Below are 13,476 nucleotides of genomic sequence, written 5' to 3' on the forward strand. Positions count from 1 at the left end.
TTCATCAGCGCGCCGACTTGCGGTGCGCGACTGATATGATGCTTTCCCTGTGAACCCGACCCAACGCGCCAGCCAGAATACCCGTCAACACCCCGCCCCGCCGCTGCGGCGCCTGGCCCGGGTGCTGGTCTGGCTGTGCCTGGCCGCCCTACCCGTGCAGGCCCTTGGGGAGATCCGGGTGAGCGACGATACCGGCCGCGAACTGGTGCTGGCACAGCCGGCGCAGCGGGTGGTGAGCCTCTCCCCGCACCTCACCGAGATCCTGTTCCACATCGGTGCCGGTGACCGGCTGGTGGGCACGGTGAGCTTCAGCGATTACCCCGAGGCGGCAGCGGAACTGCCCGTGGTGGGTAGCGCGGGCCAGCTGGACCTGGAACGCATCCTGTCCTTGCGCCCGGACCTGGTGCTGGCCTGGCAGAGCGGCAACCCGGTCCGCCAGGTGGCGCGCCTGGAGGCGCTGGGCATCCCCGTCTACCGCAATGAACCGCGCCGGCTCGAGGATCTGGCCCGGACCCTGGAGCGCCTGTCCCGGCTCACGGACAGGCAGGAGACGGGCAGCGACCAGGCCATGGCCCTGCGCGCCGGTGTGGAGGCGCTGCAAACCCGCTATGCCGAACGCCCTCCGGTGCGCCTCTTTTACCAGATCTGGGACCGGCCGCTCATGACCATCAACGATGCCCACCTGATCGGCGAGGTGATCGAGCTGTGCGGCGGCGTGAATGTGTTCGGCGGCGAGACGGCACTGGCGCCCCGAGTCAGCCGGGAGGCGGTGCTGGCGACGAACCCGGAGGTGATCGTCGCGGGTGGCTCCGGTGAGGACAACCGCGGCTGGCTGGAGGACTGGCGCCGCTGGCAAGGCCTGACCGCCGTGCAGCGGGACAACCTGTTCTTCATCCCCCCTTCCCTGATCCAGCGTCACACCCCGCGCATCCTGGAAGGGGCTGAGCTGCTGTGCGGACATCTGGACGAGGCGCGCGCCCGTCGACCCGAGACCGTCCCTTGAACCGCCTGCCGATCAGCCTCGCCCTGCTCGCGGCCGCCGGTTTGCTTGCCATGGGCGTGTCCCTTGCCCTGGGCAGTGTGCCCCTGTCCGCGGCTGAACTCTGGGCCGTGTTCACGGGGGACGGCGCGCCATTGCACCGCACCCTGGTGCTGGAGTTGCGCCTGCCACGCACCCTGGCGGCCTTCGCCACAGGCGCCCTGCTGGCGGTGGCCGGCGCCCTGATGCAGGTGCTGCTCCGAAACCCCCTGGCCGATCCCTATGTGCTGGGTATCTCCGGCGGTGCCGCCGTGGGGGCCTTGCTGTCCATGCTGGCCGGGCTCGCCACCGCCCTGGTCTCCGGGGCCGCGTTTGCCGGCGCCCTGCTCTCCACCCTGCTGGTGTTCGGGTTGGCCCATGGCACGGGCAGCTGGTCTCCGGTGCGCCTGCTGCTCACCGGCGTGGTGGTGGCCGCCGGCTGGGGGGCGCTGATCAGCTTCATCCTGGCGGTGAGCCCCGGTGCGGAACTGCCCGGCATGCTCTACTGGCTGATGGGCGATCTGTCCCATGCCCGCAACCCCGTCATGGGCTGGGGGGTCTTGGTTCTGGTGCTGCTCATCGCCTGGCCCCTGGGCAGGCATCTCAACGTGCTGGCCCGAGGCAGCCTGCAGGCGGCCGCTCTGGGCGTCTCGGTGCGCCCCCTGGAATGGACCGTCTACCTGCTGGCCGCCCTGCTCACCGCCACCGCGGTGACCCTGGCCGGCACCGTGGGCTTCGTGGGCCTGATCGTCCCCCACATGCTGCGCCTGGTGCTGGGCAACGACCAGCGCATCATCCTGCCCGCCGCGGCCCTGGCCGGCGGCATCCTGCTGACCCTGGCGGACACCCTGGCGCGCACGGTGATCGCGCCCCAGCAGTTGCCCGTGGGGGTGATCACCGCAATGCTGGGCGTGCCGGTGTTCCTGTACCTGTTGCACAGGAGCCGCTGATGGATAGGTCGCTCATGCAACTGGAACAGCTGGTGATCCACATCCCGGACCGCGCCCCGGGCTCCCCCCTGTCATTCACCGTGGAGCCGGGCCAGTGCTGGGGCATCCTCGGACCCAACGGCGCCGGCAAGACCACCCTGCTGCACACCCTGGCGGGCCTGCACGCGCCACGCTCGGGCAACGTGCATCTGGAGGGCCGCTCCATGGCGGCACTGTCCCGCCGGGAGATCGCCCGCCGGCTCGCGCTGGTGTTCCAGCATCACCACGACGGTTTCCCCGCCACGGTGCTGGAGACCGCCCTGATCGGCCGGCATCCCTTCATGCGTCCCTGGCAACTGGAGACCGCCGAGGACCTGGGCCGTGCCCGCGCCGCCCTCAAGCGAGTGGATCTGGCGGACCTGGAACACCGGGAGGTGTCCACCCTCTCCGGCGGCGAGCGCCAACGCCTGGCCTTCGCCACCGCCCTGGCCCAGGACCCGCGCCTGTACCTGCTGGACGAGCCGGTGAGTCACCTGGACCTGCATCACCAGGTGGCGCTGCTGAACATCGTGGGGGAAAAGGTGGCGGCCGGTCATGCCGCCGTGCTGAGCCTTCACGACGTGAACCTGGCGGCACGCCATTGCGATCACATCCTGCTGCTCTACCCGGACGGCAACGCCTGCTGGGGCCCGACCGCGGACATGCTGCTGCTGCCGGTGCTGGAACGGCTATATGGCCAGAGTTTGGTGCAGGGCGAGGTGGATGGCGTGCCGGTGTTTCTGCCCACGGGATAAAAAAACTGCGGGTCCGCGAATGAACGCCCGCAGCCGCTAGCGCTCAAACACCCAGCGCAGCACCACATCCTGAAGTTCGATGCCCGTGCTCCATTGCACGCCCGGGCCGTTGGCGATCACCACCACCATCACGTCCTCGCCGGCGGCGGTCTTCACGTAGCCCGCGATGCTGGAGACGCCTTCCAGGAAACCGGTCTTGAGGTGCATGCGCCCGGCGGCGGGGGCATCCTCGAGGCGGGTGCGCAGGGTGCCGTCCAGACCGGCCAGGGCCAGGGAGGAGATGAATTCCGGCATGAAGGGGCTCTGCCGCCCGGCACGCAGGATACCCGCCAGTTGCCGGGCGGTGACGCGGTTGTGGCGCGACAGGCCGGCGGCGTTGTCCAGGACCAGGCCCTCGCTGTCGATGCCCCGGGCGGCCAGGTAGTCCAGGATGGCGTTCAGGCCCTTCTCCGGGGTGGCCGGCGGACCGAAGGTCTCAGCTCCCAGGGTCAGCTCGAAGTGCCGGGTCATGACGTTGTTGCTGTGCTTGTTGGCCAGTCGGATGAGTTCGCCCAGGGGGCGGGATTCATGCACCAGGGCGGGTTCGCGTTCCACATCGCTCCAGGTATCCACCCGCCAGGAGCCCTCGAACTCCCCGCCCCACTGGGCCCAGAGGCTCGTGAACAAGCCGTGCACGTAGGCCTCGGGCGTGAGGGCCGTGCGGGCGAAACGATGGGGCCCGCAACTGCCCGGGAAGCGTCCGTCCAGGCCGATGCCGGTCCTCTCCTCCAGCACCCGGTAGCTGATCCCCAGGCGGTAGCCGCCGCAGGGCCCGGCACGCTGGCGCAGGCGGTTGTCGATGTGCAGTCCCGCGATGGGCGGGTCCACCACGGCGCTCACCGCGTCGCTGTCCGGATCCGGCGACACCTCCACGTGCAGGGCGTTGAAGTTCACCAGCAGCGGATGCGGCCCCTGGTTGTAGACCCGGTGGGGCTGTCCGTCGAAGGCGGCCGGTTCCTCATCGGGCAAGCGGAAATAGGACAGGTCGAAGACCAGGTCCCCCTCGATGCGCCGGATGCCCTGGCGGCGCAGCGCCCCCAGCAGCTTCCAGAATTCCTCGGTGACCAGGAAGGGGTCGCCGCCGCCGATGAGCCACAGGTCCCCCTTGAGCACCCCCTGCTCCACCGGTCCGCCCAGGTGCACCCGGGTCTTCCAGGTGTACGCGGGGCCGAGCACCTCCAGGGCCGCCAGGCTGGTGGCCAGCTTGATCACCGAGGCGGGGTTGAGGGCGGTGTCCGGGTTGTGGGCCAGCCAAGGCTTATCGGCATTCACGGGCTGTACCCAGATGGCGACTCTGGCCGGGTCCATGCCATGGGCCTGGATAACGCGCTGCACCGGGGCGGGAAGTCCGGATTGGGCGATCACGGCGACCGGCCAGAAGATCAGGAGCCAGAAGATCAGGAGGTAGAGGAGTAAATGAAGGGTAAGCCGCAACATGATTGTGTAGGAGGCCCGACCCCGGGCCGAACGACGATGCCCGACGGGCAGACAGGCTCACATCTTATCCCATCGCCAGGGCATATGAGTGTCCCCGCATCGCCCCTGTTCGGCCCGGGGTCGGGCCTCCTACGCGGCCATGCGCCCGAGGGTACGCATCTTTTCCAGCCAGTTCTCCCGATGCGCGGCGCTGCCCTCCACCATGCCTATCAGGCTCTCCCGGATGGGCTTGATGCCGCAGAACTTCAGGACGTTGCGCTCCAGGCTCTTCAGGCTGTGGGCGCGGAAGAACCAGCGGTAGATGAAGGCAGGCATGCCCATGGTCACCACGATGCGGGCGCTCTTGCCCTTGAGCAGTTTGGCATAGTGGCCGGGCTTGTCCGGATGGCCCACGGCAAAGCCCGGCCGCAGAGTTTGCTCCAGGAAGCCCTTGACCAGGGCCGGCATGGAACCGAGCCAGAGGGGATAGATGAGCACCAGGTGATCCGCCCGGGCGATGGCCGCCTGGGCCTTCTGGATGTCCGGTGCCGCCTCGCCCCGGGTCCATTCCTGCTGGGTACGCAGAATCCCGAACTCGAGTTTCGCCACGGGCAGGATCTCCACCTCGTGCCCCGCCTCCCTTGCAGCACCGGCATAGGCCTCGGCCAGTGCATGTCCGTAATGAACGCCCTCGGGATCCGGATGGCCCTGGATGATCAGGATGCGTTTGCCCATGGAACACCTCCTCGACAAACAGGCGCAGGCGCACGGTGATGATGAAAGCATAGCGGATGGAGAAACCGGAACACTCGATGGTGTCGTGGGTGGCGCTTCGTTGACACCTGCGTGACAAACTGGGGAAGATGCCGCCTGGTCCGGAGATACCTTGATAGTGAAACGATTTGCCCTGTTCTGGTTGTTCACACTGCTCTGCGCCCAAGCGTCAGCCACGGAGCTGCGCGTCGCAGTGGCGTCCAATTTCACGCCCACCCTGGAACGTCTTGCCCAGGCCTACCAGGCAGAGTACGGCGTCCAGATGGCCATCAGCAGCGGATCTTCCGGAAAACACTTCGCCCAGATCCGTCAGGGTGCGCCCTTCGACCTCTTCTTCTCCGCCGACAATCTGCGCACCGCCGAGCTGGTGGAGAGCGGCCAAGCGCTCCCGGAGAGCCGCTTTGTCTATGCCCAAGGGGTCCTGGTGCTGTGGAGTCCGGATCCCGAACGCATCCCCGCTGATGCCCTGGCCCTGCTCAGACAGGGGGACTATCGCCGCCTGGCCATGGCCAACCCGCGTGTGGCGCCTTACGGCACGGCCGCCGAGGCGGTGATCGAGGCCCATGGCATACAGGTGCCGCGGGGTCGGTTGGTCACCGGACAAAGCATCGGCCATGCCTTCAATTTCATCATCACCGGTAATGCGGAGCTGGGTTTCGTGGCCCTGTCCCAGGCGATCACCTGGGAACGCCAGCACGGCCAGGGTTCCCGCTGGCTGCCCGACACGGCGCACTACCCGCCCATTCTCCAGGAGGCGGTGCAACTCCGGCAGGCGCGTGACCCGGAGGCCGCGCACCGGTTCCTGGATTGGGTGCGGAATAATCCCGAAGCCCGGGCCATCATTGAGGCCGACGGTTACCGACTGCCTCCCATCCCGGAAAACTGATGCTGGATTCGTGGATCAGCCCCCAGGACGCCACCGCCCTGTGGCTGACGCTCAAGCTCGCCGCCATCTCCACCCTGGTGCTGCTGGTGCTGGGTACGCCGCTCGCCTGGTGGCTGGCCCGCACCCGCTGGCGCGGCAAGCTGTTGATCGAGACGGTGGTTGCCCTGCCCCTGGTGCTGCCGCCCACGGTGCTGGGCTTCTACCTGCTCCTGCTCCTGGGTGCCCAGGGCCCCATCCAGGCCATGGGCGGACCCGCCTTCGCCTTCACCTTCACCGGCCTGGTGATCGGCTCGGTGTTCTACTCCCTGCCCTTCGTGGTCCAGCCGCTGCAGAACGCCTTCGTCTCCGTGGGTGACGCGACCCTTGAGGCCGCCGCCGCCCTGCGCGCCGGACCCTGGGACCGTTTCTTCACCGTGGTCATCCCCCTGTCGTTGCGCGGCTTTCTCACCGCCACCACCCTGGGCTTCGCCCACACCGTGGGGGAGTTCGGCGTGGTGCTCATGATCGGCGGCAATATCCCCGGCGAAACCCAGGTGGTCTCCATTGCCATCTACGATCACGTGGAGGCGGTGGACTACGCCTCCGCCCACGTGCTCTCTGCCCTGCTGCTGGGGCTGTCCTTCCTGATGCTGTTCGCGCTCTATGCCATCAACGGGCGCTTCAGGCTGACCAGCGCATGAGGCGTCCATGAGCATCGACCTGCACTTCGACCTCAAGCGACCGGACTTCCATCTGGACGTGGAAAGCCGCATCCCCGTGCGTGGCGTCACCGCACTGTTCGGCCGCTCCGGCTGCGGCAAGACCACCCTGCTGCGCTGTGTCGCCGGACTGGAGCCCTCGGCCCGCGGACGCCTGGTGGTGGATGGCGAGACCTGGCAGGACGCTCGGCATTTCCTGCCTGCCCACAAGCGCCCGGTGGGCTACGTGTTCCAGGAGGGACGCCTGTTCCCGCACCTGTCCGTGCAGGGCAACCTGGAGTACGGCTACCGGCGCATCCCGGCGGAGCAGCGGGTGGTGCAGCCCGATGAGGTGATCGATCTGCTGGGTCTCGACGCACTCCTGGCGCGTCGTCCCGGTGAGCTCTCCGGTGGCCAGCGCCAGCGGGTGGCCATGGGCCGGGCCCTGCTCACCAGCCCCCGGGTGCTGCTCATGGACGAGCCCCTGGCGGCCCTGGACGCCATCAGCAAGACGGAGATCCTGCCCTACCTGGAACGGCTGCATGATGAACTCTCCATCCCCGTGCTCTATGTCAGTCATTCCATCGACGAGGTCATGCGGCTCGCGGACCACATGCTGCTGCTGGAGGATGGGCGCCTGCGCGCCGAGGGTCCCCTGCGGGAGCTGACCACCCGGGGCGACCTGCCGCTCGCACGGGCCGAGGAGGCGGTGGCCCTGCTGGAGGCCGAGGTGCTGAATCACGACGACGAGGATCACGTCTCCATCCTCGGTATCAACGGTGCGCGCCTGACACTGCTCAGGGAGGACCTGCCGGTGGGCAAGCAGGTGCGCCTGAGCATCCATGCCCGGGACGTGAGCATCGCCCTGACGCCACCCCAGGGGATCAGCATGCTCAACTGTCTGCCCGCGACGGTGCGGGAGATCCATGAAGAGACCCGCCCAGGGGAGGTCCTGCTGGGCCTGGATGTCTGCGGCCAGTCCCTGCTGGCGCGCATCTCGAGACGCTCCCTGCGCAGTCTGGGTCTGACGCCGGGGATGCAGGTGCATGCCTTGATCAAGGCCGTGGCGTTGGTTGAATAGGGCGCTAGAGACAAGAGGCAAGATACAAGAGGCAAGATACAAGAGGCAAGAAAGCGCCAAGACGATTTTTCCCTTGTCTCTTGCCTCTTGTATCTTGTCTCTGCACTTCCTCCGTGACACCGTCACTGAAACAAGCGCCGGGGCCTCCTAAGCTGCGATAATCTCTAGGCCTTAACGTCCCAAGGAAGCGCTTTTCCATGACCCTCTCCCCCCTTGTACGCCGCATCCTGCCCCTGCTCATCCTGGCGGCAGGGGTGATCGGCTTTCTGGTCCTGCGGGCCACGGCGCCCGAGAGCCCGCCCATGGCGGTGGGCGAGCGGGTCTGGCGGGTCAATACCGAGACGGTCACGCCCGCCACACTGGCGCCCATCTTAAGCCTCTACGGCCATGTGACCACGCCCCGCACCGCGAACCTGCGTGCCGCGGTGGAGGCGGACGTGCTGGAGACGCCCGGCGAGGAAGGCCGCAGGGTCGAGGCCGGCCAGGTGCTGGTGCGCCTGGACGATCGGGAGATCGGCCTGCTGGTGACGCAGCGGGAGGCGGATGTGGCGGACATCCGCGCCCAGATCAGCGCCGAGCGCCTGCGCAACGCCCGGGACCGGGAGGCGCTCAAGCACGACGAGGCCCTGCTGGAGATCGCCTGGCGCAACGTGGAGCGCGCCCAGGACCTGTTGTCCCGCAACCTGGGCAGCCAGAGCGCCCTGGACGAGGCCCGGCGTGCCCACGAGCAGCAGGCGCTCGCGGTCAACGCCAGGCGCCTGGCGCTGGAGGATTTCCAGGCCCGGCTGGCCCAGCTGGAGGCCCGTGCCCGGCGCGCCGAGGCGCTGCTTGAGGATGCGCGCCTGGACCTGGAGCGCACCCGCGTACGCGCCCCCTTCGCCGGTCGCGTGTCCCGACTGTCCGTCGCCCCCGGTGACCGGGTGCGGATCGGCGATCCGCTGGCGACCCTGTTCGATGCCGATGCCCTGGAGGTGCGCGCCCGCATCCCCGCCCTGTATCTGCCGGTGGTGCGCCGCGACCTGGATGCCGGTGAACCCCTCGTGGCCCGGGGCGAGATCGACGGCGAAAACGTGCTGCTGGAACTGAGCCGCCTGGCCGGCGAGGCGCCCGCCACCGGTGCCGGCGTGGAAGGCCTGTTCCGCATTAGGGAGGGCGGCGAACATGCACCGCTGGGGCGTTTCCTCACCGTGCATCTGCGCCTGCCGGAACAGGATGGCGTGGTCGCCCTGCCCTTCGAGGCCCTGTACGGCACAGACCGGGTCTATCGGGTCGAGGAAGGCCGCATGCGTGCCATCACCGTGCAGCGGCGTGGCGAGTGGCTCGATGACAACGGCCGGGAACGGGTGCTGGTGTACAGCCCAGAGATCCGTGACGGCGACCGGCTGGTGACCACCCGCCTGCCCAATGCATTGGACGGCCTGCGGGTCGAGACGGACGGGGACTGAGGATGCCTGGCACCCCATGCAGGAGGCCCGACCTCGGACCGAAAGCCGGCGTTGATCCTGGCCGCGTGTTCGCGGCGGGGTCGCCGCTCCTACGGTGTGCTCCGAACCCCGTCGACGACCAGAAGGTACTGAGCAATGCGGCCTAGAAATCGCGGCCTGATCCGCCTGTTCCTGTGTCACCGGGTGGCCGCCAACCTGCTGGTGGCCCTGATGGTGCTCTCGGGAAGCTGGGCGCTGATCAAGCTCAACACCCAGTTCTTCCCCAACTTCGCCCTGGATTTCGTCACCGTGCGCGTGGTCTGGACCGGCGCCAGCGCCGAGGACGTGGAGACCGGCATCATCACGCCCCTGGAGCAGGAACTGCGCACCGTGGACGGGCTGCGCAACATGACCTCCACCGCCGCCCTGGGCGTAGGCTCCATCACCCTGGAATTCCAGTCGGGCACGGACATGTCACTGGCCTCGGACCAGGTGAAGGACATCGTCTCACAGCAGCGCAACCTGCCCGAGGCCGCCGAGGAACCGGTGGTCACCCGGGTGATCCGCTACGAGCCCGTGGCCCGTATGCTCATCACCGGACCCGCTGACATGCGCGAGCTGCGCCCCCTGGTGCGGGACTTCGAGCAGCAACTGCTCGACCGAGGCATCGCGCGCATCGACTTCAAGGGCCTGCCCGAGGAGGAAATGGCCATCCAGGTGCCCATGGCCCGCAGCCTGGAGCTGGGCATGAGCCTGGACCAGATCGGCGATCGCGTGGCGGGCATCTCCCGGGACCTGCCCGCCGGCATGGTGGGCCGGGACGACACCGCCCGGCAGATCCGCAGCCTTGAGCAGCGCCGGGACGAGCTGGCCTTCGCCCAGCTCGCGCTGCGCGCCGACGCCGAGGGTGGGCTGATCCGCCTGGGCGACGTGGCGCACATCGAGCGCCGTCCCCGGGACAACCAGGTGTCCGTGCGCTATCGGGGCGAACCGGCGGTGGAGATGCAGCTGCAGCGCACCGAGACCGCCGATGCGCTGAAATCCTCCGCGATCCTGATGGACTGGATCGCAGAGGTCACCCCCACCCTTCCGCCGGGTGTGGAGCTGCATCTCTACGACCAGTTCTGGGAGCTGATCTACGAACGCATCATGCTGCTGCTGAAGAACGGCATCGGCGGCCTGGTGCTGGTGCTCGCCATCCTGTTCCTGTTCCTCAACGGGCGGCTCGCCCTGCGCGTGGCGCTGGGTATCCCGGTGGCCTTCACCACCGCCTTCCTGGTGCTGTGGCTGCTGGGCGGCAGCATCAACATGATCTCCCTGTTCGGTTTCATCATGTCGCTCGGCATCATCGTTGACAACGCCATCGTGGTGAGCGAACACGCCTACACCCAGTACCAGCGGGGCATGACGCCCACCCAGGCGGCGGAACGGGGCGCCAAGCGCATGCTGGCGCCGGTGATCTCCGCCTCGCTCACCACCGTGGCCGCTTTCCTGCCACTCATGCTCATCGGCGGCATCATCGGCAACATCCTGTTCGACATCCCCCTGGTGGTGGTGTGCGTGATCCTGGCAACACTGGCCATCAGCTTCCTGATCCTGCCGGCGCACCTGAAGAACAGCATGGAGAAGATCAGTCCGCCCCGGGAAGGCTCCTTCCGGGCCCGCTTCGACGCGCGCTTCGAACATTTCCGCGAGCACAGCTTCCGGCGCATGGTCCAGTGGGCCACGGCCCACTCGGGCATCACCCTCTCGGGCGCGGTGGCGGTGCTGATCCTGGCCTTCGGCCTGATGGCCGGCGGGCGCATCGGCTTCACCTTCTTCCCCAACCCGGAGGGTACGGTGGTCAACGCCGCGGCGAACTTCGTCGCAGGCACGCCGCCACAGCGGGTGGAGGCCTTCATCGAACACGTGGAGGAGGCGCTGTTCGATGCCGAGGCGGCCCTGGGCGGCGGATTGATCCGCAACGTGGTGGTGCGACTGGGCAGCGGCGTGGAACAGGGCGGCGCCGCTCAGGCCCCCAGCGGCGACCAGTTCGGCTCCATCCTGGTGGAGCTGGTCTCGCCTGACCGGCGGGAGGTACGCAACACGGAACTGATCCGCGCCTGGCAGGAACGGGTTCGGCTGCCCGCCGGCATCGAACTGTTCAGCATCACCGAGCGTCAGGCGGGTCCGCCGGGACGGGACGTGGACGTGCGCCTCACCGGTGCCGATCCGAACCGGCTCAAACAGGCGGCCCTGGAACTCACCGAGGCCATGAACGACTACCCGGGCGTGTTCGCGGTGGAGGACGACATGCCCTTCGGCCGGGAGCAGCTCATCTACCGGCTGCGTCCCGAGGGCCTGGCCCTGGGGCTCACCACGGAATCCCTGGGGCGGCAACTTCGCGCCGCCTTCGACGGGCGCCTGGCCCAGATCTACCAGGAGGGCCTGGAGGAGATCGAGGTGCGCGTGGTGCTGCCTGACACTGAGCGCCATCGCACCGCCATGCTGGAGCGCTTCGCCGTGGTGCTGCCCGGCGGCGGCATCGCGCCGCTCGACACGGTGGCGGAGCTCTTGCCCCGGCAGGGCTTCGAGACCCTGCGCCACGCGGATGGCCGCCTGGCGGTCTCGGTCTCCTCGGAGGTGGATCGCACCCAGAACAACGCGGCGCGCATCCGCGAGCAGCTGGCCGCCGATGTGCTGCCGGATCTCGCCCAGCGCCATGGCGTCACCTATTCCTTCGAGGGCCGCGCCGCCGACCAGGCGGAGACCCTGGGCGACATGCGCATGGGCCTGATCTTCGCGCTCGCCATGATCTACCTGGTGCTGGCCTGGGTGTTCGGCTCCTACGGCTGGCCCCTGGTGGTCATGGCCATCATCCCCTTCGGCCTGCTGGGGGCCCTGGTGGGCCACTGGCTTATGGGCCTGGAGCTGACCATCCTGTCCCTGTTCGGTCTGTTCGGACTCACTGGCATCGTGGTCAACAACTCCATTATCCTGGTGAGCTTCTACCAGTCCCTGCGCGAGGAAGGCATGGATCGGGAGCTGGCCATCGTGGAGGCCTCGTGCCAGCGACTGCGCGCCGTGGTGCTCACCTCCTTCACCACCATTGCCGGTCTCATCCCGCTGCTGTTCGAGCGTTCCGTGCAGGCCCAGTTCCTGATCCCCATGGCGGTGTCCATCGTGTTCGGCCTGGGTGTGGCCACGGTGCTGGTGCTGGTGGTGATCCCCGCCCTGCTGGCGGTCCATGAACGCCTGGCGGATCGGCTCTCGGGCCGTTCCTCGAACGAGGTGGCAACGGCTGGATGATATGCTGTGGTGCTGAATCCACGCCCTTGCACGATCCCAGATGACCGCAGCGACAGTCCGTCTAATCCCCGGTGACCACACGTTCAGCGTCGAGGGCGAGGAGACCATCCTCGAGGCCGCCCTGCGCGCCGGCCTGTCAGTCAATTACGGCTGCAGCAACGGCAACTGCGGGGATTGCCGCGCCCGGGTGCTGGAGGGCGAGGTGCGCAAGGTCCGGCCCCACGACTACGTGTTCAGCGAAGCGGAGAAGCAGCAGGCCTACACCCTGATGTGTTCCGTCACCCCGGTCACCGATCTGTTGCTGGAGGCCGGGCTGGCCGAGGGCCCCGAGCAGATTCCCTTGCAGCGCGTCAGCGCCACGGTGCGCGGCATCGAACGCCCGGACCCCCATGTGCTGATCCTGCGCCTGCAGACACCCCGGACCCAGCGGCTGCGCTTTCTTGCCGGTCAGTCCGTTCGCCTGGATCTCGGCGGGGGTTTATCCGACACCCTGCCCCTGGCCAACTGCCCCTGTGATGATCGCAACCTGGTGTTTCACCTGGACGCCTCGCGGGACGATCCCTTCATCAGGCATTGTCTGGATCAGCTGGGCAAGGGTACGAGCGTGGACATCGAGGGTCCCGAGGGAGATTTCGTGCTCAGCGAGGAGCATCCCGGCCCGCTGATCTTTCTGGCCATGGATACGGGCTTCGGCCCGGTGCACAGCCTGGTGGAGCATGTGCTGGCCCAGGAGACCGGCGAGGCCCTGGACCTGGTGTGGGTGGCCAGCGGGGAACGGACCCATTACGAGGACAACCTGTGCCGGTCCTGGAACGATGCCCTGGACGGGTTTCGTTACCAGGCCTTGCGTGTCGAGACTGACGCTCAGGTGGAAGCTGTCATCCGGGATGCCTTGCAGAAGGTCACGGATGCGCCTCAACGGGATGCGTTCGTGGCGGGTGCCGAGGCTTTCGTCCGGGCGGGGTTGTCGGCCCTGGAACAGATCGGGGTGCAGGCGTCGCGCTGCCGAAGCCTGGTGCTGTGAGGGAGTGCAAAAGCCTAACGACGTTCCGCATGAGCGGCGAGCTCGCCGTGAACCGCCACATCCATCTTGGCATCGGCGTTCGGCCCGTGGTCGGGCCTCCTACAGTGTGAAGGTGCAGGAGCGGCG

General features: G+C 68.0%; 11 protein-coding genes. 9 read left to right on the forward strand and 2 right to left on the reverse strand.

Translation table 11 applies throughout. From position 1 onward, the window contains the following. Nucleotides 1-49: 49 nt before the first annotated feature. From D580_RS0108670 to D580_RS0108680, 3 genes are read left to right on the forward strand one after another with little or no spacing between them, the layout of a single operon-like run. Nucleotides 50-1,003 carry a cobalamin-binding protein gene (locus tag D580_RS0108670; RefSeq protein WP_018954014.1) on the forward strand — a complete coding sequence of 318 codons (954 nt, stop codon included), beginning with the start codon at nucleotides 50-52 and terminating at the stop codon, nucleotides 1,001-1,003. 50 nt (nucleotides 1,004-1,053) lie between these two features. Next, on the forward strand, nucleotides 1,054-1,968 hold the full coding sequence (locus D580_RS0108675; protein ID WP_051081790.1) for a FecCD family ABC transporter permease: 915 nt from the start codon (nucleotides 1,054-1,056) through the stop codon (nucleotides 1,966-1,968). Beyond that, nucleotides 1,968-2,741, forward strand: a complete 774-nt coding sequence (locus tag D580_RS0108680; protein ID WP_026289837.1) for an ABC transporter ATP-binding protein — start codon at nucleotides 1,968-1,970, stop codon at nucleotides 2,739-2,741. Before D580_RS0108675 ends, D580_RS0108680 begins: the two co-directional genes overlap by 1 nt. 36 nt (nucleotides 2,742-2,777) lie before the next feature. Here D580_RS0108680 and dacB read toward each other — a convergent pair whose 3' ends face one another. Continuing rightward, entirely contained in the window at nucleotides 2,778-4,217 is a 1,440-nt protein-coding gene (dacB, locus tag D580_RS0108685; protein ID WP_018954017.1) for a D-alanyl-D-alanine carboxypeptidase/D-alanyl-D-alanine-endopeptidase, read from the reverse strand. Between the two features lie 129 nt (nucleotides 4,218-4,346). Further along, on the reverse strand, nucleotides 4,347-4,931 hold the full coding sequence (locus D580_RS0108690; RefSeq protein WP_018954018.1) for an NAD(P)H-dependent oxidoreductase: 585 nt from the start codon (nucleotides 4,929-4,931) through the stop codon (nucleotides 4,347-4,349). A gap of 157 nt (nucleotides 4,932-5,088) precedes the next feature. On the opposite strand from D580_RS0108690, the gene modA reads away from it, so the two are divergent. The 6 genes from modA (at nucleotide 5,089) to D580_RS0108720 (ending at nucleotide 13,350) form a co-directional block, all read left to right on the forward strand. Next, entirely contained in the window at nucleotides 5,089-5,856 is a 768-nt protein-coding gene (gene modA / locus D580_RS0108695) for a molybdate ABC transporter substrate-binding protein (protein WP_038043450.1), read from the forward strand. Next, nucleotides 5,856-6,536, forward strand: coding sequence for a molybdate ABC transporter permease subunit (gene modB, locus D580_RS0108700; protein WP_018954020.1), 681 nt, complete (start codon nucleotides 5,856-5,858; stop codon nucleotides 6,534-6,536). Before modA ends, modB begins: the two co-directional genes overlap by 1 nt. Before the next feature lie 7 nt (nucleotides 6,537-6,543). After that, on the forward strand, nucleotides 6,544-7,614 hold the full coding sequence (gene modC, locus D580_RS0108705) for a molybdenum ABC transporter ATP-binding protein (RefSeq protein ID WP_018954021.1): 1,071 nt from the start codon (nucleotides 6,544-6,546) through the stop codon (nucleotides 7,612-7,614). 197 nt (nucleotides 7,615-7,811) lie between these two features. Further along, on the forward strand, nucleotides 7,812-9,059 hold the full coding sequence (locus D580_RS0108710) for an efflux RND transporter periplasmic adaptor subunit (RefSeq protein ID WP_018954022.1): 1,248 nt from the start codon (nucleotides 7,812-7,814) through the stop codon (nucleotides 9,057-9,059). Nucleotides 9,060-9,194: 135 nt separating this feature from the next. Beyond that, entirely contained in the window at nucleotides 9,195-12,326 is a 3,132-nt protein-coding gene (locus tag D580_RS15365; RefSeq protein ID WP_018954023.1) for an efflux RND transporter permease subunit, read from the forward strand. Nucleotides 12,327-12,366: 40 nt separating this feature from the next. After that, complete coding sequence (locus D580_RS0108720; protein WP_018954024.1) at nucleotides 12,367-13,350, forward strand: 2Fe-2S iron-sulfur cluster-binding protein; 984 nt, start codon at nucleotides 12,367-12,369, stop codon at nucleotides 13,348-13,350. Nucleotides 13,351-13,476 lie beyond the last annotated feature (126 nt).

The organism is Thioalkalivibrio sulfidiphilus (assembly GCF_000377945.1).
GTDB lineage: Bacteria > Pseudomonadota > Gammaproteobacteria > Ectothiorhodospirales > Ectothiorhodospiraceae > Thioalkalivibrio_A > Thioalkalivibrio_A sulfidiphilus_A.

Excerpts from the sequence above, each read along its gene's own strand:
- modB (WP_018954020.1), top strand. The coding sequence starts at position 5,856 with ATGCTGGATTCGTGGATCAGCCCCCAGGACGCCACCGCCCTGTGGCTG.
- modC (WP_018954021.1), top strand. The coding sequence starts at position 6,544 with ATGAGCATCGACCTGCACTTCGACCTCAAGCGACCGGACTTCCATCTG.
- D580_RS15365 (WP_018954023.1), top strand. The coding sequence starts at position 9,195 with ATGCGGCCTAGAAATCGCGGCCTGATCCGCCTGTTCCTGTGTCACCGG.
- D580_RS0108720 (WP_018954024.1), top strand. The coding sequence starts at position 12,367 with ATGACCGCAGCGACAGTCCGTCTAATCCCCGGTGACCACACGTTCAGC.
- D580_RS0108710 (WP_018954022.1), top strand. The coding sequence starts at position 7,812 with ATGACCCTCTCCCCCCTTGTACGCCGCATCCTGCCCCTGCTCATCCTG.
- D580_RS0108680 (WP_026289837.1), top strand. The coding sequence starts at position 1,968 with ATGGATAGGTCGCTCATGCAACTGGAACAGCTGGTGATCCACATCCCG.
- D580_RS0108675 (WP_051081790.1), top strand. The coding sequence starts at position 1,054 with ATGGGCGTGTCCCTTGCCCTGGGCAGTGTGCCCCTGTCCGCGGCTGAA.
- D580_RS0108690 (WP_018954018.1), bottom strand. The coding sequence starts at position 4,931 with ATGGGCAAACGCATCCTGATCATCCAGGGCCATCCGGATCCCGAGGGC.
- dacB (WP_018954017.1), bottom strand. The coding sequence starts at position 4,217 with ATGTTGCGGCTTACCCTTCATTTACTCCTCTACCTCCTGATCTTCTGG.